A 17,982-nucleotide genomic window follows, 5' to 3' on the forward strand; every position below is an offset into this window, starting at 1 on the left:
CAGAGAAAGTTCTCCCAGTACGCAGCTGGGTGTGGTGGCCGCGACGTGCCCGTCCGATCGCCCAGCCCCTTGCGCTGGGCGACGGCGTGGGGGGGGTCGGGTGGCGGCGGTGGGCGCCACTGCGGGTGACCCACTGCCCCATCGCTACAGCATTCCCCGCATGCGATGTATCTCGCTCGTCTGCTGCGCGATCACGTCGTTCGCCATCTCCCCGACGAGAGTGTTGCGGCCCTCCATGGAGACGTCCGTGGCCATGGTGACCGCTCCTTGGTGATGGGTGATCATCAACTTCAGGAAGAGCCGGTCGAAGTCCTCGCCCCGGGCGTCACGCAGCTCATCGAGCTGCCGTTCGGTCGCCATGCCGGGCATCGTCCCGTGGTCATGCGCGCTGCCGTGCTCGTGCCCGCCATGAGAGCCGGACTTCTGATCGCCGCCCTGCTTCTTCAACCAGGCGCGCATGGTCTTGATTTCGGGCCCTTGCGCCGCAGCGATGCGGCCGGCGATCCGCTTCACCTTGACGGAGCCCCCCTGCTTCGGCGCGAGTGAGGTCATCACCAGAGCCTGCCCGTGATGCTTGATCATGCCCTGGACGTAGCCGAAGTCCGCCGAGTTGGGGCTGTCGTCCCCGACGGACTTCCGGGCCTCCTCAGCCGACAGCCTCTTGGCCGCCTCCCCTGGCTTGCCCGGAGCCACCACCGAGGCTCTGTCGGAGGCCGACTCAGCCGCCGGGTCGGAGCTGCACCCCGCGAGAGCGAGGACCGCCGCGGCTGCGATCACGGTCCTGGTCGCGGTCATGAAGGCGGGTGTACGCGGTGTGGCACTGCAGTCGAGCACGAGACCTCCTGGGCCCTGGAACCGACAAGAACCTGTCACGCGCCGACACCAGCCAGCCCTGTCAGCGTGACTCCCCGTTACAAAGTCGTTTCATCTTCTACTGCGCCCATAGTGTGGTCATACTGAGCGCGATCCAACCGTTCACCCCGAAACTGAACAGAGGAGTAGGTCGTGACGTCATTCCACAAAGTCCGCAAGCGACGCAGACGTCTCATCGTTGCAGCGGCCGTATCCGGGCTGATCGCTTCGTTCCTCGCGGCCGGGCCTGCGGCTGCGATACCCGACCCCGGGGGCTCACCTGCCGAATCGCGGGTGAGCAAGAGCGAGGAGGCCGAGGCCAAGGCAGCCATCAAGGACGGCGCCATACCGGGCGTGGACGAAGAAGCCCACAGCGCGAACGTGAGGAAGCTGGCCAACGTTCCCAAGGACGCGCTCAAGGGCCTCAACTCGGACCTCGCCTTCCAAGGCAGGTACGCCTTCGCCGGCAACTACGACGGCTTCCGGATCTTCGACATCAGCGACCCGGCGGACCCGAAAACGGTGAGTCAGGTGCTCTGCCCCGGCTCGCAGAACGACATCTCCGTCTCCGGCGACCTGCTCTTCCTGTCCACCGACTCCTCGCGCAGCGACAACTCCTGCAACAGCACCACCCAGCCCGCGAGTGAGAAGTCGTCGTGGGAGGGCATGAAGATCTTCGACATCAGCGACAAGAAGAACCCGAAGTATGTCTCTGCCGTCGAGACCGCCTGCGGCTCTCACACGCACACCCTCGTGCCGGAGAAGCGCAACGTCTACCTCTACGTGTCGTCCTACTCGCCGAGTGAGGCCTTCCCGGACTGCCGGCCGCCACACGACGGGATCTCGGTCATCAAGGTGCCGCGCTCGGCGCCTGAGACTGCTGCGGTGGTGAACTTCCCGGCGCTCTTCCCGGACGGTGGGAATCCGGGCGGGCCGACCAACCCCGGCGTGTCCACGACCTCGGGCTGCCACGACATCACCGCATACCCGAAGCTGAAGCTGGCCGCGGGTGCCTGCATGGGTGACGGCATCCTGATGGACATCTCGGATCCGGTGAAACCAAGGGTCATCGACCAGGTGCAGGACAACGTCAACTTTGCCTTCTGGCACTCCGCGACGTTCAACAAGCGCGGCAACAAGGTCGTCTTCACCGACGAGTTGGGCGGCGGCGGTGCGCCGACCTGCAACGAGGCGATCGGCCCGAACCGCGGCGCGGACGGCATCTACGAGATCGTCGGCAAGGGCGACAAGAGGCAGCTCGCGTTCCGCAGTTACTTCAAGATTCCGCGGCACCAGGCCGACACGGAGAACTGCGTCGCACACAACGGTTCGCTCATCCCCGCCCCGGGCCGCGACATCATGGTCCAGGCGTGGTACCAGGGTGGCGTCTCCATCTGGGACTTCACCAACTCCCGGAAACCCAAGGAGATCGGCTACTTCGAGCGCGGCCCGCTCTCCACGGACGCACTCCAGGTCGCCGGGTCGTGGTCGGCGTACTACTACAACGGCCACATCTTCTCGAACGACATCGAGAAGGGCTTCGACGTGCTGCGCATCGACGACCCCCGGACGAACGGAGCCAAGCGCGTGCGCGTGGACGAGCTCAACGTGCAGACGCAGCCGACGTACCGATGAACGGGTCGCAGGATCCGTCAGGTTGATCGGCGCGACCCCTGTCGCCGCTGATGGGCACCGGCACGATCGGTCGACGTCGACCGGTCCGCCTGACCCCCGTGTCGCTGTCCCGCCGGGCGCCCCTCGCCCGGCGGGACAGCGACGACGACGACGCTCCCGACGACGTCCGGGAGCACGAGGTGAGCCCGGACGCCAGGGGTGGGCCGGCACAGTCCGCATCGCGTGGCCCAATTGCAGGTCCCCTTCCGCGCCCCCGGCGAGTGAGCGGGTCCCGGTCTCCGCGAATCCCGCGGGGCCGCGTCAGCGGTTTCCCACAGGTAGGTGACGTCACGAGGGTCAAGCAGCAGGTCAGTGCCGCCTCCTGGGTCGATGCATACACGCCGCCGGCCGGCGACGTGGAACACCAGCTTGCGCAGGGAGGCGAGTTGTCGCCTTCACCGACGCGCCCCTGTGGATGCCGCCGGTGCCGTCGCTGGTCGGCACCCTCGGGCGTATCGAAGGCAACCGGATCATCAGCGAGTTGACGATCGGCTTCCTCGACGCCGAGCTTCGCGGCCGTCCGACGGACCTTCCCGGCCTCTTCGCCAAGCAGGACAAGCTGAACGTGTACGACGACGAATGACGGTAGGGCAACGGACGCGAGCGGGGCTCGTTGTTGCCGCGCCCTCGTTGTCCCGCTCGCTGTCGTCGGACGGTTCCGGACGCTCCAGCAGTCCTGGCTTCCTACCTGGAAGCCGCAGGCCGGGCCCGTCCACGCCCCTTGAGGGCTCCCTCCTGAGAGATGTGGTCCTGGAACAGCACCACAGTGGGATTCCACCCTGGTCGGGACGTGCAGACGCTGCTACTTTGGCTCAGCCATTCGTCCAATCTATCGGGGGCTCTCACACATACGGAGCGCCAATGAGCGACAACAGGCAGGACGCGGCGGCGACCACCGCCGACACCTCGGCCCCTCACAAGCTGCCGGTCAGGACTCTCGTCGCGGCCAGTATCGGCAATGCCATCGAGTGGTACGACTGGACCATTTATGCGACATTCCTCATCTACTTCGCGACGCAGTTCTTCCCCTCCGACAACCCCGAGCTCGCTCTGGTGAACACGACGGCGACGTACGCCGTCGCCTTCTTCTTCCGCCCCGTCGGCGGGTGGCTGCTGGGACGCTTGGCCGACGTGCGCGGCCGCAAGGCAGCCATGATCTTGACCATCGTCATGATGGCCGGCGGCTCGCTCGCGATCGGACTGCTGCCCACCTACGAGCAGGTCGGCTGGCTGGCTCCGATCCTGCTCCTGCTGGCCCGCATATCCCAGGGCATGTCGCTCGGCGGTGAGGTCTCCAACGCCTCCGCGTACCTGGCCGAGATCGCCCCCCGGGGCCGCCGAGGCCGGTACTCGTCCTTCTTCTACATCTCGACCGGCTCGGCGCTGCTTCTCGCCTCGCTGCTGGGAGCCTTCCTCTCGTCCGCGCTCACCGACGACCAGCTACGCGACTACGGATGGCGCATCCCGTTCATCGTGGGCGGCCTTCTCGCCGTCGTCGGCCTGTACCTGCGGCGCACCATCTCGGAGACAGAGCAGTTCGAGCAGAACAAGGGCAAGGCCGTGCGCACGAAGCGGCCCCTGCTCACCACGATCACGCGGCATCCCAAGGCGGTGGGACAGCTCGTCGGCATCACGCTGCTGAACACGCTCAACTACTACGTGTTCTTCAGCGCGCTCACTCCGTACGCCGTGGAGTCCCAAAAGGTCGACGACAACGACGTGTTCATCGCACTCTCGGTCGGAACGGCGCTCTTCATCGCGCTGCAGTATCCGTGCGGCAAGCTGTCGGACCGGTTCGGACGCAGGCCGCAGCTGCTGTTCTGGTCCGCGGCGCTCGCCGCCCTCATGATCCCGCTGTCCAAGCTCATCACCCCCGAGGCCGGGCTGCCGCAGCTGCTGGTGGTCTTCTGCACGGGCCTCGGCCTGTACGCACTGATGTCCTCCATCGCTCCGGCCATCATGAGCGAGCTGTTCCCGACCGAACTGCGCGGCGTGGGCATCGGAGCCTGGTACAACATCACGGTCGCGATATTCGGCGGAACGGCACCCCTGGTGATCACCTCCATGGCCAACGCAGGCCACCCCGACCTGTTCTTCGTCTACGTCACGGTCGGCGCGGTCATCGCGTTCCTGACGATCTTCACACTGCGCGAGACCGCGCACGAGGAGCTCAAGTGACCCCTGTCCTGGACCTCCTCACGGAGCTGGTGCGGGGGCGGACGGTGGCGTCCGGCGAAGGCGTACTGGCAGCGCTGTGCGCCGACTCGTTGCGCGATAACGGCTTCGAGGTGTCCACGCCGGGTTGGGAGGAGGGGCGCGAGCAACTCGTCGCCCGCACCGGATCGGGCTCCGCCCCGCTGACGGTGACCGGGCACCTCGACACGGTGCCGGCGGACCCGGCGCAGTGGACCGTCGACCCGTGGGCCGCGGAACGGGACGGGGACCGCGTCGTCGGGCGCGGCACCAGCGACATGAAAGCGGGGGTGGCCGCCGCCGTCGTCGCGGCCGTCGACCACGCCGCGCAGCCGCATCAGTGCCACGGCCTGCAACTGGTTCTGACCGCGGGAGAGGAGACCGGCTGCACCGGGGCCCTCAGTCTCCGGCGGTCGTCGGTCGCGCCCGGGGGTCCGTTGCTCGTGGCCGAGCCGACGGCCAACCGCCTCACCCTCGGTCACAAGGGCGCGCACTGGATGCGTCTGACCGCCAAGGGGCGCGCGGCGCACGGGTCCGCGCCCCATCTCGGCGACAACGCCGTCGTGCGGCTGGCCCGTGCGGCCAGCGCGCTGCACGACCACGATGCCTGGCCGTCCCATGCGACGTTCGGCCCGGTAACCGCGAATGTGGGCCTGCTGCGCGGCGGCGTCCAGCCCAACGTCGTGCCCGACTTCGCGGAGATGCTCCTCGACGTCCGCACCGTCCCGGGTGTGGAGGGCGACGACGTGCGCTCCGTCGTCGCGGCGCTGGGCGGTGACGGCGTAGGCGTCGAGGACCACGTGGTGCTGCCCGTCGTCGACACCGGTGTGAACGATCCGTTCGTCGGACTCGTGCGTGAGGCTTTGGCTGCCGCCGGCGAAGAGGACGAACCCCAGTCCCCCGCCCGGTACTTCACGGACGCGTCGGTGCTGGCGCGGCTGCTGTCACCGTCGGAGGACGGCTCCCCGGTTCCGACCGTCGTGCTCGGGCCGGGCGAGCCCGACCAGTGCCACGTTGTCGACGAGTGGTGCTCGGCGTCCAAGGTCGAGGCCTCCGTGGAGGTCTACCGCCAGCTGTTCGACCGGTGGTGCCGCAGCGGCTGACCACGCGCCCGGCTACGAGATCCAGGCGCACAGCGCCGAGGCTATGACCGGCGGCGAGGCCCGCGGCGCTTGCCGCCCCGAGGGCTTCCGCTTCCCTGGCGGCGTGGGTTCCTTCCCGCGGACGTGCCCCGTGCTCCTCCTGTGGAGGCGCGCTTGGGCTGCGCCGGGGTGGCTGCGCGCCCCCGGGTGCTGTTGACGGTCCGCCCCCGGACGATCCCGATGAAGTCCTCCACCATGTCGGTGGTCATTTCCTCCGGCCACGACAGGGCGACGCGTGACTGCGGGGCGTCCGTGAGCGGCCGGTAGGTGAGGTCCCTGCGGTGATGCAATCGGGCGAGCGACTGCGGGACGACGAGCAGGCCCACTCCGGCCGCCACCAGTTCGACCGCATCCGCTGTCGTGGCGGGCCGCTCGAGCGCCGGCCGACCCGGCAGACGCTCCCACTCGAGGGTGTCGTCAAGGGGATGCAGCACGATGTCGTCGGCCAGATCCTCGATCGTCAGCTCATCGGCCACCGTCACGTCGTGGTCCTTCGGGACAACGACCACCGTCGTCTCGGTGTAGAGGGGGATTGCGCTGAAGTACGTACGGTCGACCGGCAGCCGCACGAAGCCCGCGTCAGCGCTGCCGTCCCGCAGCACGTCCGATGCTTCGGCGGCGCTCACCGCTACGAGGGTCAGCGGAATGTCGGGCAGCCGCTCGTTCCAGATGCGCACCCACTTGGTCGGCGTCACGCCCGGTACGTAAGCGACCCGGAACGAAGGGGATGCGTCGGAGCTGGTCACGCGGCCAGCGTACCGGCCGTGGTCCGAGGCCCGACACGCACTCGATACCCTGGACATCATGACGTCCCGCCAGAACACCCAGACCATGAAGCCAGCGACCGCGGCGAAGAAACTGGGTGTGTACCTCGAGGCCACGCCCCCCGAGTTCCAGGAGGGCGTCGTCTCGCGCAGCGAGCTGAACGCGCTGCTAGCCGATCCGCCGGAGTGGCTGGTGGAACTTCGCCGCAACGGGCCGCACCCCCGCCCGGTCGTAGCGGCGAAGCTGGGCGTCTCCATCTCAGGTCTCGCGCGTGGTGGAGTCACCGAACCCCTCACCACCGAGCAGATCGACGCGCTGAAGAAGGAACTCCCCGAGTGGCTGACGCAGGAACGCGCCACCCAGGCCGAGGTCCGGAAGGAAGGGGCGCGCATCAAGGAGAGGAACAGGGCGAAGCAGCAGGCGGAACGAGGCGAATAAGCGCCCCGACCGCTGGGCCCCTTGTCTTGAATAACGCACCGGGGCCCCGGCCGCGCGGAATTCATGGATGCGCCCCGGTACCCCGTGACCCGCGCCGCCTGTGCCGCTGCGGCCAGTGATGCTGGGTTTCACATTTCCGAATGACTTTCCGTCGCGATTCGGCACGACACTCGGCGGGGTAGTTCAGCCGGACCCTGACCTGCCTGGGGCAACTGAACGACGCGCAGGTCGGTCGCGAGGATACGTCCGATCGGCCGTTCTGGAATTCGAGGCAACCTCGGATTCCCGTGCGGGCAAATCGGCGTCGGATGGTGCCGGATTCACGGCTTCACGAGGGTAATGTCCAGTGCCGTGACCAATGGCCGGGCCACACCCCAGGACCCCGCTCCCGAAAGCAGACCCGCTCGCCACCTCGGGCGCCGCACCGTCGCTGTGGGTACCGCTGCATCCGCGGTTCTGCTGCCGCTCAGCGGCGGTCTGCTCAGCGCACAATCCAGCGAAGGTCCCGCCTTCCTGCACGGCGTCGCCTCCGGTGACCCCCTTCCCGAAGGCGTCCTGCTGTGGACCCGAGTCACTCCCTCCCGCGAGGCGGTACCCGGTTCCGGCAAGGGGGCACCGGTCGAGGTGACCTGGGAAGTCGCGGAGGACGAGGAGTTCACCACCGTCGTCGCCCGGGGTACGGCAAAGACCCATGCCGCCGCCGACCACACCGTCAAGGCCGACGTACGCGGACTGCGCCCCGACACGGCCTACTGGTTCCGCTTCAGCGCCGGCCCGGTGCGCTCCCCCGCCGGCCGCACGCGTACGACCAGCGCCAAGAACGCCGTGGTCGGCCACCTCCGTTTCGGCGTGGTCTCGTGCTCGCACTACGAGGCCGGCTACTTCGCCGCTTACCGGCACCTGGCCGACCGTACGGACTTGCACGCGGTGCTTCATCTCGGCGACTACATCTACGAGTCCGCATCAGGCGAGTACCCCGCGGCGGGAAGGATCGTCCGCAAGGTCCAGCCCGAGCACGAGGCCGTCAGCCTCGCCGACTACCGCGTCCGGCACGCCCACTACAAGCTCGATCCCGATCTTCAGGCCATACACGCCGCCCACCCCGTGGTCGCCATGTGGGACGACCACGAGTTCGCCAACAACGCCTGGTCCGGAGGCGCCGAGAACCACACGTCCGCGGTGGGGGCACCTCCCGGGTCGGCAGGCCCAGGGGAAGAAGGAGACTGGGCGGGACGCGTACGGGCCGCGAAACAGGCGTACTTCGAGTGGATGCCGGTGCGTCCCTCCACCGAAGGCACCACGTACCGCAGTTTCCGGTTCGGCCAACTCGCCGACCTGCACCTGCTCGACCTGCGTTCCTTCCGCGACCATCAGCCGCCTCGCACCTTTGGCCGCCACGTCAGCGAGGACCCCGACCGCACCATCACGGGACGCGCGCAACTGGACTGGCTGAAGGCCGGACTGTCCAGGTCCACGGCCCGGTGGCGGATGGTCGGCACCTCGGTCATGATCGCGCCGTTCGTCTTCGACGCCGTGCCCGCCGATACGCGCAGGTCCCTGGCAAGGCTGCTGGGCTTGGCACTCACTCTTGACCAGTGGGACGGCTACACGGACGACCGCCGGGAACTGCTGACCCACCTCCGCGACAACCGGATCGCCAACACGGTGTTTCTCTCCGGCGACATCCACATGGCCTTCGTCAACAACGTGCAGGTGCAGGCTGCCTTGTCCTCGCGGGCGGCGCCGGTGGCGACGGAGTTCGTCGTCGCGTCTGTCACCTCCCCGAACCTCGACGACATCTCGCTTGCCCCTTCCGTCGAGGTCTCCTTGAAGGCGACGACCGCGATCCGACGGAGCAACCCCCATGTGCGCTGGCTCGACACGGACTCCCACGGATACGGAGTCCTCGACGTCGACGCCGAGCGCGTCCAGATGGATTACTTCGTCCTCTCCGACAAGACGGACCGCGACGCGACCGCCGAGATCCGCCGCTCTTACCGCACCCTCTCCGGCACGCAGCGGCCGGAAGAGGCGGACGCGCCCGTGCGCACATAGAGACCGGGTCGGCCGGGGCGGCCGGGGCGGCCGGGGCGTCAACAGCTTGGCAAGTCCACCGAATTGGGGACATGGGAGGTCCAGGGCGCTGAACGGGAAGACGCCGCTTCCCCACAGGAAGACAAGCTGGGCCGGCCAGATGACCCGGCGCGCCCTGCTCCGGACGGGCGGTGCCGTCCTCCCCGACGACCTGGGCGAGGCCGGTCAAGCATCACCCGACGACGTCCTGGATGCGGCGGCCGCGGCGTGGAGCGCGCATCGCATCGCCCAGGGACGGGCGGTCGCTTCGCCCGACCCGCCACAACTCGACCGTCACAGGCGTCGGATTGCGATCCGGTACTGAGATCAGGAGATCCGCGGTCCTCACGTCTCAGCGCCGGAGAGGCGACGTCTCAGCGGGGCAACCCGCTACAGCGCGTCGACGGCACTCACCTTCCAGCCGTCCGACACCCGGACGAGCGTCATCCGCACCCGGTTGAGATCGAGCCGCGGGCCCGAGACCCGGGTGCTGTTGGAAACCTGGTTCATGAACAGGAGCACGACGACGCGGTCCGGTGACGCGGACACCACTGATGCCGCCGGAGCCTTTCCGGACGGGGGCTTCGCCACCGCGGCTTTGACAACTGCCCGGTATTTCTTGGCCGTTGGCATGACCACCGTCGAGGTCGTCTTCCGGTACTTCTCGCGGAACGAACCCGTGAGACGGGCGCTCGCTGCCGCGAAGTCCCGGTCCAGGCGCCGGTAGTCGTACGAGAGGATCACCGGTGCCGACTTCTGAGCCGTGGCCAAGGCATCGGTTCGCGCCTGCCGGGTCCGTTCCGCACCGTAGTACTCGGGCACCAGCAGGGAGGTGGCGACCAAGCCCACCAGGACGAGGAACGAGAGCACGGCACCGACGACTTGGGACCGCTTCGGCCGCCGCCTGACGGCGGTTCCCACCGGCTCCTTGCCGGTGCCCTTCCCCTCTGGCGCCGTCGGCCTCTTCTCCCCGTCGAACCCGGATCCCCCGGCCTTCTCGGGTCCGGCCGAATCCGGCCCCTGCGCCTTCTCAGCCCGCTTGGCTGCGGCGCGTGCGGCCACCGCCACGGAGCGCGGCCGGGACGCGGTGCCTGCGCCCCCACGTGTTCGAACCGTCGGATTCACCACCATGAGTCTCCCTGACTTGCGTTGCGGGTTGCGTGCCGAGCGCACTCGGATGTGCGGAGATCAGCCGACGAATTCGACATCGGAGGTCTTCCATCGCCCGTCCTCGAGCACGAGGTCGAGCTGCAGCCGGTAGTTGCGGGCCTGGCCCTGTTTGACAGCGGTGTTGGTCACCTTGCTGTCGGCCACGATCAGCACCCGGGCGGACCGCCTGTCGGCCCTGGCGATCCCCGCCTCGATCACTCGTCCCTGGGAGACCGACTGGTTGGCGGCGACCAGTTTCGTCAATTCCTTCGTCTGTGCTCTGAATTGACGCTTGAATTCGCCGGTGGCGCCCTTCAGTACGTTCTCGCTGTCCCGGTCGTAGTGCCGGTAGTCGAGAGACGTGAAGTTGAGCGCCGTCTGCCGGGCCGAGGCCAGGATGTCCTGGCGGCGCTGTTCTTCCTGACCCCGCTGGTAGGTCTGCACGGCGAGGTAGCCGGAAGAGGCCAACAGCAGGACGACCGCGACTGCGAGTCCCCCGGTCAGCGCCTTGCCATGGGTCGGTGAGCTCACCGCTCGCCAGAGGCGACGCGACGCACCGGCAACCCGGGCGAGGACCCGGGAGAGAACGGTCATGCCATGGGTCCAACCAGCAGCCATCGCCACGACTCCTTTCCGAACACGGTCTGTTCGCCGCCCGTCGAGCCGATCTCGACGGGCGTCCCGCCAGGGCCGTCGGCGATGCCGGTGGCCGGGTCGTAGGGAGAGAGGTACGCGGCTCCGCCGGCAACGCCCGGTGCCGCGGTCCGCTCCCCCCGGGGAGCGTTCTGCGCACCCCGGACCGAGGTCTTGCTGCCCCGCGGAGCCGTGCAGCGGGCGTCGGTGTTCGCCTCCCGATCGCGGGTGTCCTCGGGTGCACGCCGCTGGGTGTCGTAGCCCTGGCGGCACGGCGGCGGATCATCGGCGTTGACCACCAGGCCGAAGTGGGCGGTGCCATCTCCCGGCAGCACGGTGAAACTGCCGGCGACGGCGGCGGGGAAGGTGACCAGCGCCTGTTCCACACCTGGAAGACGGGCCTCGGTGATCTGGCCCCCGCTGATCAGATTCCCCAACAGGAGAGGCACAGCGGAGCGATTGGCCTTCAGCAGTCCGTCCAACTCGGGGGCGGCGGAAGCCCCGCCGTCGATGAGCCGGCGGATGTCGCCGTCGCTCTTCTTGAGTTGCCCGGTGAGTGCCGACAGGTCGCGGGAGAACGACTTGATCGCCGAACCCTTGTCCGCCTGCGTCTTGAGGACCTTCTGGGAGTCGTCGATCAAGGAGATGGTCTGCGGAAGTGAGTCGCTCGCCGAGTTCACCAGGGCGTTACCCGAGTCGACCAGCCTGGTCAGCTGCGGGCCGGTGCCGGCGAACGCGTCGCCCAGTTCGTCGACGGTCGTCTTCAGATCCTTCTTGCCGACGGAACCGACCAGCCGGTCGAGGCTGGATATGAGCTTCGTCGTCGGCAGCGGCGTGCGGGTGTCGCGGCGCGCGATCGTGCTGCCGTCCCGCAGGTAGGGGCCGCTGCCTGTACGGGGCTGAAGGTCCACGTACTGCTCTCCCACCGCTGAGCGTGTCGCCACAACGGCCAGCGTGTCGGACGGGATGCGTCCACCGTCCTTGATGTCCAGCGCCGCCGAAACGCCACCGCTGGTGAGTCGCAGGTCGCCGACTCGGCCCACCGGCACCCCGCGGTACGTCACCTCGGCACCGGAGAAGATGCCGCCGGAGTCGGTGAATTGGGCCTGCACGGTATATCCACGGTCCAGGATGCGATCCGCCAGACCGGTGTACTGGACAGCGACGTAGGACACACCGAACGCGGTGACGACGCCGAAGGCCATCAGCTGAACCTTGACCGACCGGGCGATCACGGCCCCACCCCCCTCGTCATGAGCTCGGCGAGAGCGACGTCGACGCCGTGGCGCTGGGTCGAGCCGCCGCTGCCACTGCTTCCGCCGCCGTACGACGCGTAGCTGCTGGTGCACAGGGGCGGGCAGAGTGCGCCACCGCCACCGGATCCTCCGGACCCTCCCGATTCTCCGGACGAGCCGCCTTCTTCCGGTTCATCAGCGCAGTTGAGGCCCGGTACGCACGGCTCCCCCGTGTCCGGGAGGTCGGGTGCGCCCGGCACATCGAGGTCCGGCACCCCGGGGATGTCGGGGACATCGGGGAGGCTGGGGCCGGGCTTCCCGGGACTCTTGGGTCCTCCGGGGGCGACGTTGCGGTAGAGGCTGCCCGGGTCCAGGTCCGCGGTGACCTTCAGATTGACGTAGTCGCCCTTGATGGCATCGACGACATTGCGCGGGAAGGGGTAAGTGGTCATCAATTCCAGCGCGTTGGGCAGGTCGTCACCGGCCTCGTTCAGCCGGCTGAGAATCGGCGTGAGGTGCTTCAGGTTGGCGACGACGTCGTCCCGCGATGCCTTGATGACCCTGCTGCCGACCTTGCCGAGCTTCGACAGCGACTTCAGCATCGCTGCGAGATTGCGGCGCTGGTCGGCGAGGACCTTCAGGGCGGGCGGCATGGTGTCGACCGCGTCCTCGACGTGTTTGCGCTGCTTGGCGAGTCTCGCGCTGAGCCGGTCGATCCCCTTCATCGCCCGGACGATCTCGGAGCGCTGCTTGTCGAGACCCCCGATGAAGGTGTCCAGCCGCGACAGCAGCGCCTTCACCCGGGACTCGCGGCCCTTGAGCGTGTGGTTGAGCTCCTCGGTGATCGTGTGGAGCTGAGCCACTCCGCCGCCGTTGAGCAGGGCCGACAACGCGGAGAGCACCTCTTCGATCTCCGCGTTGCGGTTGCTGCGGGACAGCGGAATCCTGTCGCCGTCCACGAGTGTCCCCGCCGGGCGGACATCCGTCGGCTTGGCGAGCGAGACGTACTTCTCGCCGAGGATGCTCGTCTGGCGAAGGTCGGCCACGGCGTTGGCCGGCAGCTTCGCCGAGTCGGCGACACGCAGCCGCACCCGGGCGCGCCAGCCCTGCAGTTCCACCTTCTCGACGGCCCCCACGGTGACGTTGTTGACCTTGACGGCCGACTGCGGCACCAGGTCGAGGACATCGTCGAACTCGACGGTGACGTGGTATGCCTTGCCGTCCGAGGCGGCGCCGCCCGGCAGTTGGACGTCCTGCAGCCCGCCGAATTCACAGCCGGACAGCAGCACTGATGAGACGGCTGCCCACAGGATCAGCCGACCGCGGAGCGCCCCGGTTCTGCCGCGTCGGGAAGAGATGGTGCCGGAGGAGTTCATGCCCGCGCCCCCAGAATTCCGCCGAGGGTCCGGTCCATGGACGGGGCGCCGCCGGCCGGTCCCACGGCCCCGGTGAGCGCGTCGGCCTCCGGCAGTTCGGGCAGCGACTTGAAGGCTTTCCGCAGCTTGTCGCAGTCGGTCTTCTCGTCGGCCGTCCTGAGCACGGAGCACAGCACGGACCCGGGGTCCTGCAGCTGTTCGGCGTTGTTGCGGGTGTCCAGCGTGCCGGATTCCGGGTTGTAGGCGTTCTGCAGGTTTCCCAGTCCGGCCGGTGCCACGTCGAGCAACTCCTCCAGTGCGGCACGCTGTTTGACCAGCACGCGGGTCGTCCTGCTGAGGCCCTTCACATTGGAGGTGAGGGAGTTCTTGTTCTGGTGCACGAAGCCGGACACGTCCGTGAGCGCGATGGACAGGTGCTTCGTCGCCGCCGCGAGGTCCCTTCGTTCTCCCGCGAGTTGCTCGGCGACCTTGGCGAGGCTGTCGTTGAACGACCTCACGTTGTCGTCGTCCGCGGCGAGCGCGGCCGTGAACACCTGCAGGTTCCGTACCGTCCCGAACAGGTCCCGCCTGCCGTCGGAGAGGGTCGTGACCGCCGTGGACAGGTCCTTGACGGTGGTGTGCAGTCTCCTGCCCTGGCCGTCCAGGTTGTCCGCGCTGACGCCGAGCAGCCTGGACAGCGAGCCGTCCTTGTTCGCCCCGCGAGGGCCGAGCGCCTCTGACGTGGTGTGGAGACTGTCGAAGATCCGGTCCAGCTCGACGGGGGCCGCCGTCCGGCTCTGCGGGATGACGGCGCCGTTCTGCATCGCCGGGCCCTCGCGATAGACGGGCAGCAGCTGGAGGTAACGGTCGCTGACCACCGAGGAGTTGACGATCGCGGCCCTGGCATCGGCTGGGACCTTGCGGTCCGCCTCGTACTCCAGCTCCACACGGACCCGCCGGCCCTGCGGGACGACCTTCTTGACCTCGCCGATCCTCACGCCCAGCACACGTACGTCCGATCCGGGGTAGACGCCGACGCTGCGGGGGAAGTACGCGGTGACCTGAACAGGCCGTGACCGTGGCCAGAGCAGGACGGTGAGTCCGGCGACGAGCACCAGCGCGACAACGAGCGCGGCCCAACGGGCGTGTCGCCTGATCATCGGGCCACCTCCGAAGGTGTCTTCGCGGATCCCGAGACTCGGGGGACCGCGGGCACGGGGGCGACCAGGTTCTGGATGTAGCTGTCGAACCACCGGCCGTTGCCGAGGGTGTTGGTGAAGACCCGGGAGAACGGGGCGAGGAGTTCGACGCTGCGGTTGAGGCTCCCCTCGTTGCGCTCCAGGAGGTCGACCACCTTGTTGAGTCGCTTGAGCGCCGGTCCGATCTGCTTGCGGTTGTCATCGACCAGGCCGGAGAGCTGAACGCCGAGCGCGGCCGCGTTCTTCAGCAGAGACCGGATGATGACCCGCCGGTTGTTGATCTCCTTGAACAGCTTGTCGCCGTCCTTGATCAGCTTGATCAGAGTGCTCGACCGGTCGGAGAGCACACCGGTCACGCCGTTGGCATGGCTGAGCAACTGCCGCAGTTCCTGATCGCGCTTCGCCACGGTCCTCGAGAGCCGGGACAGGCCGCTGATCGACGCCTTGACCTCGGCCGGGGAGTCCTTGAACGTCCTCGAAACGGTGTCCATCGCTCTGGCCAGCCGCTTCGTGTCGATCTTTTCCGAGGTCGTGGTGAGGTCACTGAACGCCTGCACCACGTCGTAGGCGGCGACCGTGCGCTTCAGCGGGATCTCACTGCCGGCCTCCAACTGCCCCGGCCCTTCCGGCTCCAGGGAGAGGTACTTGGCACCGAGGATCGTCTTGACCCGGATCGAGGCCCCCGACCGGGTGCCGAATCGCGGATCGCCCTTGACCCGGAAGGTCACCTTGACGTGGTCGCCGGCCAGCCCGACCTCGTCGACCTTGCCGACCTTCACCCCGGCGATCCGGACCTCGTCACCGGACTTGAGGCCGCCCGCCTCGGAGAACGCCGCGGAGTACTCGTCGCCGCCGCCGATCAGCGGAAGGTCCTGCGCGTTGAACGCCGCGGCCATCAACAGGGCGATGGTGGTGAGTCCGGCCGCGCCGATCACCACGGGGTTGCGCTCACGGAAGGAGATCACCGGCCGCACCTCGCCTTGGCGACGTGCATCTCCGGGGTGAGGATCTTGCCGGTCTTCGGCAGTACGACCCGCCCGTCGAAGTCACAGAGGTAGAAGTTGAACCAGGAGCCGTAGGAGGCCGTCCCGGTCAGCTTGTTGAGCTTGCGCGGCAGCCGCTTCAGGACACCCTCAACAGTCTTCTCGTTGTCGTTGAGCGTTCCGGAGAGCTCCGACAGCCCGGCGATGTCGGACTTCAGTGCCGGGCGGCTGTCCTTCAGCAGTCCCGCTGTGGCGCCCGTCAGGTCGTTCATGCCGGCGAGCGAGTCGCCGATCGACTTGCGGTCCGCGGACAGACCGGAGATCACCCGCTGCAGCTGCGTCAGGAGCCCGGAGAAGCGGGCGCTGCGCTTGTCCAGGGACCCGAGCACGGTGTTGAGATTGCCGATGACGGAGCCGATCAGCTTGTCGCGGTCGGCAAGGGTCGTGGTCAGTGAAGCTGTGTGGGCGAGCAGGCTGTTGACCGTGCCGCCCTCGCCCTGGAACGTCCTGATGATCTCCGTTGCGAGCTGGTTCACGTCCTTCGGGGACAACGCGGCGAACAGCGGCTTGAACCCGTTGAGCAGAGCGTTCAGGTCGAGTGCGGGCTGCGTACGGGAGAGCGGGATCTGCCCGCCCGCCGGCAGTCGTGATCCGTCGCCCGCGCCCTCGGTGAGGGCGATGTAGCGCTGCCCGACCAGGCTGCGGTAGCGGATGACCGCGCCGGTGCCGGTCAGGAGCGGCCGGTCCCGGGATGCGGTGAAGGTGACCTCGGCCAGCGTCCGGTCCTTGATCCGGATCTCCTCGACCTCGCCCACCCGTACGCCGGCCACCCGGATGTCGTCACCCACCTCCAGACTCGTGACGTCGCTGAATATGGCCGTGTACGTGTCCGTGGGGGTGAACCGGATCTTGACAATGGTGGCGGCGAGCAGCGTGGTCGCGAGCACCGTCACCACGGCGAAGATGCTGAACTTGACCAGCGGCGCGGTCGTCTCCCTCGCTCTCATGCGACGCTCACCGCCGTTCCGCGGGCCATGGGCCCGAAGAGCAGGGTCGCCACCCCGGGCACCTCGTCAGCCGGGACGCCCATCACGGGAGCCACCAGCGAGTTGACGAGATGCTGCTCGGCGGGCGTACCCGACACCGCGTTTCCGGAGGTCAGGGGCGTACCGCCGGAACCGGAGCTCGACGTACCGTCGTTCAGCTTGAGCGGCGGCGCGGGCTTGGGCGGGTCGGGCAGGCCGAAGCAGTGAGGGCCGGAGCGGTCGGCATAGCGCGGTTCCTCGCCCGGGCGGTACGCGGGGCGGGGAAGGGTGAGCTCGAGGGTGATGTGCATCTTGCCGCCCGCGAACATCTGCTCGGCGAGCGGTTCCGACTTCGCCAGGCCTTCGAGCAGGCAGGGGTATTCGGGCGAGTAGCGCGCGAGGAGGGCGAGGGTCGGCCGGGAGACCTTGTTCAGTGTGATGAGCCGGTCGGCATTGTCATCGAGGAACCGCTCACCGGTGTCCGCGAAGGTCGTGGTTCCGGTCAGTACCGACTTCAGCGCTTCCTTCTTGTGCACCACCGTCCGGCTCGTGGTCACGGAGTTGCGCAGGACCCGAAGCAGGTCGGGAGCGGCGTCACCGTAGGTCTCCGCGACATCGGCAAGCCGGGAGATGTCCTTGTGCAGTGCGGGCATGTGGGGGTTGAGCCGGCGCAGATAGCGCTCCAGCCGCGTGAGGTTGGCGCCGATCGCCTCGCCTCGGCCCTCGAGCGCCACGGAGAAGGCGGAGAGCGTGGCGTTCAGCTTCGCCGGCTGGACCGTGCGCAGCAGCGGCAGCAGGTCGTTCATCAGCTTCTGCAGCTCGATGCCGGCCCTGGTGCGGTCCTGGGTGATCACATCTCCGGCCCGTATGGGGCGCGCCGACGACCCGTCGGCGACGACGAGGTCCACGAACTTCTCGCCGAACAGCGTCTTGGGCAGCAGCCTGGCGGTGACGTCGGCGGGGATGAGCGCGGTGCGTTCCGGCTGGAGTGCGATGTCGAGCGTCGCCTTCTCACCGTCGGCCCGTACCTCGCGTACCTGGCCGACGATGAGCCCGCGCAGCTTGACGTCGGCGGAGGGATCCAGCTGGTTTCCGACGGTGTCCGCCTCCAGCGTGATCCGCACGACGGGGGTGAACACCTGCCGGTAGACGGCGACGGTCAGCGCGAGCATCAGTCCGAGGACGACGAGGAAGACGACGCCGGTCAGCCGCAGTCTGGTGCTGGGAGCGAGCCGCCCGGTCCTCGGGTTCATGGAGACAGACATG

At 68.2% G+C, this 17,982-nt stretch carries 17 protein-coding genes; 7 read left to right on the forward strand and 10 right to left on the reverse strand.

Annotated features, from left to right (window positions below; translation table 11 throughout):
- Window positions 1–144: 144 nt before the first annotated feature.
- Window positions 145–795, reverse strand: a complete 651-nt coding sequence (locus I004_RS0104555; RefSeq protein ID WP_028434499.1) for a DUF305 domain-containing protein — start codon at window positions 793–795, stop codon at window positions 145–147.
- Window positions 796–1,005: 210 nt separating this feature from the next.
- Here I004_RS0104555 and I004_RS0104560 point away from each other — a divergent pair, with 210 nt between their 5' ends.
- From I004_RS0104560 to I004_RS0104575, 4 genes are all read left to right on the forward strand, one after another.
- Window positions 1,006–2,487 carry a hypothetical protein gene (locus I004_RS0104560; protein WP_028434500.1) on the forward strand — a complete coding sequence of 494 codons (1,482 nt, stop codon included), beginning with the start codon at window positions 1,006–1,008 and terminating at the stop codon, window positions 2,485–2,487.
- Between the two features lie 463 nt (window positions 2,488–2,950).
- Complete coding sequence (locus I004_RS39380) at window positions 2,951–3,109, forward strand: hypothetical protein (RefSeq protein WP_158677001.1); 159 nt, start codon at window positions 2,951–2,953, stop codon at window positions 3,107–3,109.
- A 278-nt stretch (window positions 3,110–3,387) separates the two neighbouring features.
- The gene (locus I004_RS0104570; protein WP_028434501.1) at window positions 3,388–4,704 is read left to right on the forward strand and encodes an MFS transporter; all 1,317 of its coding nucleotides are present in this window, start codon (window positions 3,388–3,390) and stop codon (window positions 4,702–4,704) included.
- The gene (locus I004_RS0104575) at window positions 4,701–5,822 is read left to right on the forward strand and encodes a M20/M25/M40 family metallo-hydrolase (protein WP_028434502.1); all 1,122 of its coding nucleotides are present in this window, start codon (window positions 4,701–4,703) and stop codon (window positions 5,820–5,822) included. The genes I004_RS0104570 and I004_RS0104575 overlap by 4 nt, the downstream gene beginning before the upstream one ends.
- 41 nt (window positions 5,823–5,863) lie before the next feature.
- Here I004_RS0104575 and I004_RS0104580 read toward each other — a convergent pair whose 3' ends face one another.
- Window positions 5,864–6,607 carry a LysR family transcriptional regulator substrate-binding protein gene (locus I004_RS0104580; RefSeq protein WP_028434503.1) on the reverse strand — a complete coding sequence of 248 codons (744 nt, stop codon included), beginning with the start codon at window positions 6,605–6,607 and terminating at the stop codon, window positions 5,864–5,866.
- 58 nt (window positions 6,608–6,665) lie between these two features.
- Between I004_RS0104580 and I004_RS0104585 the strand changes: the two genes are divergently transcribed.
- The 3 genes from I004_RS0104585 (at window position 6,666) to I004_RS40155 (ending at window position 9,462) form a co-directional block, all read left to right on the forward strand.
- On the forward strand, window positions 6,666–7,064 hold the full coding sequence (locus tag I004_RS0104585) for a DUF5997 family protein (protein ID WP_028434504.1): 399 nt from the start codon (window positions 6,666–6,668) through the stop codon (window positions 7,062–7,064).
- A 339-nt stretch (window positions 7,065–7,403) separates the two neighbouring features.
- Window positions 7,404–9,119, forward strand: a complete 1,716-nt coding sequence (locus I004_RS32225; RefSeq protein WP_078510822.1) for an alkaline phosphatase D family protein — start codon at window positions 7,404–7,406, stop codon at window positions 9,117–9,119.
- 46 nt (window positions 9,120–9,165) lie between these two features.
- Window positions 9,166–9,462, forward strand: coding sequence for a DUF429 domain-containing protein (locus I004_RS40155; RefSeq protein WP_078510823.1), 297 nt, complete (start codon window positions 9,166–9,168; stop codon window positions 9,460–9,462).
- Window positions 9,463–9,527: 65 nt separating this feature from the next.
- On the opposite strand, the gene I004_RS0104600 is transcribed toward I004_RS40155, so the two are convergent.
- Genes I004_RS0104600 through I004_RS0104635 form a run of 8 tightly spaced genes read right to left on the reverse strand, consistent with a single transcriptional unit; the run spans window position 9,528 to window position 17,981 of the window.
- Window positions 9,528–10,268: a hypothetical protein gene (locus tag I004_RS0104600; protein ID WP_051344706.1), complete on the reverse strand. Its 741-nt coding sequence runs from the start codon at window positions 10,266–10,268 to the stop codon at window positions 9,528–9,530.
- Window positions 10,269–10,325: 57 nt separating this feature from the next.
- A complete protein-coding gene (locus tag I004_RS0104605; RefSeq protein ID WP_486579736.1) occupies window positions 10,326–10,904 on the reverse strand; it encodes a hypothetical protein in 579 nt (192 codons plus the stop codon).
- Complete coding sequence (locus I004_RS0104610) at window positions 10,877–12,154, reverse strand: MlaD family protein (protein WP_028434508.1); 1,278 nt, start codon at window positions 12,152–12,154, stop codon at window positions 10,877–10,879. Before I004_RS0104610 ends, I004_RS0104605 begins: the two co-directional genes overlap by 28 nt.
- On the reverse strand, window positions 12,151–13,530 hold the full coding sequence (locus I004_RS0104615) for an MCE family protein (RefSeq protein ID WP_078510824.1): 1,380 nt from the start codon (window positions 13,528–13,530) through the stop codon (window positions 12,151–12,153). The genes I004_RS0104610 and I004_RS0104615 overlap by 4 nt, the downstream gene beginning before the upstream one ends.
- Window positions 13,527–14,669 (reverse strand): MCE family protein, encoded by a 1,143-nt coding sequence (locus I004_RS0104620; RefSeq protein ID WP_028434510.1) that lies wholly within the window; start codon window positions 14,667–14,669, stop codon window positions 13,527–13,529. Before I004_RS0104620 ends, I004_RS0104615 begins: the two co-directional genes overlap by 4 nt.
- A complete protein-coding gene (locus I004_RS0104625; RefSeq protein ID WP_028434511.1) occupies window positions 14,666–15,673 on the reverse strand; it encodes an MCE family protein in 1,008 nt (335 codons plus the stop codon). Before I004_RS0104625 ends, I004_RS0104620 begins: the two co-directional genes overlap by 4 nt.
- Window positions 15,670–16,698, reverse strand: a complete 1,029-nt coding sequence (locus I004_RS0104630; RefSeq protein ID WP_028434512.1) for an MlaD family protein — start codon at window positions 16,696–16,698, stop codon at window positions 15,670–15,672. Before I004_RS0104630 ends, I004_RS0104625 begins: the two co-directional genes overlap by 4 nt.
- Window positions 16,695–17,981, reverse strand: coding sequence for an MCE family protein (locus tag I004_RS0104635; RefSeq protein ID WP_486579737.1), 1,287 nt, complete (start codon window positions 17,979–17,981; stop codon window positions 16,695–16,697). Before I004_RS0104635 ends, I004_RS0104630 begins: the two co-directional genes overlap by 4 nt.
- Between the last annotated feature and the right edge of the window lies 1 nt (window position 17,982).

This window comes from Streptomyces sp. TAA486, assembly GCF_000426165.1.

Coding starts and splice junctions, on each gene's coding strand:
- I004_RS0104555 (WP_028434499.1), bottom strand. CDS start 795: ATGACCGCGACCAGGACCGTGATCGCAGCCGCGGCGGTCCTCGCTCTC.
- I004_RS0104570 (WP_028434501.1), top strand. CDS start 3,388: ATGAGCGACAACAGGCAGGACGCGGCGGCGACCACCGCCGACACCTCG.
- I004_RS0104585 (WP_028434504.1), top strand. CDS start 6,666: ATGACGTCCCGCCAGAACACCCAGACCATGAAGCCAGCGACCGCGGCG.
- I004_RS32225 (WP_078510822.1), top strand. CDS start 7,404: ATGTCCAGTGCCGTGACCAATGGCCGGGCCACACCCCAGGACCCCGCT.
- I004_RS0104600 (WP_051344706.1), bottom strand. CDS start 10,268: ATGGTGGTGAATCCGACGGTTCGAACACGTGGGGGCGCAGGCACCGCG.
- I004_RS0104605 (WP_486579736.1), bottom strand. CDS start 10,904: ATGGCTGCTGGTTGGACCCATGGCATGACCGTTCTCTCCCGGGTCCTC.
- I004_RS0104615 (WP_078510824.1), bottom strand. CDS start 13,530: ATGAACTCCTCCGGCACCATCTCTTCCCGACGCGGCAGAACCGGGGCG.
- I004_RS0104620 (WP_028434510.1), bottom strand. CDS start 14,669: ATGATCAGGCGACACGCCCGTTGGGCCGCGCTCGTTGTCGCGCTGGTG.
- I004_RS0104630 (WP_028434512.1), bottom strand. CDS start 16,698: ATGAGAGCGAGGGAGACGACCGCGCCGCTGGTCAAGTTCAGCATCTTC.
- I004_RS0104635 (WP_486579737.1), bottom strand. CDS start 17,981: ATGTCTGTCTCCATGAACCCGAGGACCGGGCGGCTCGCTCCCAGCACC.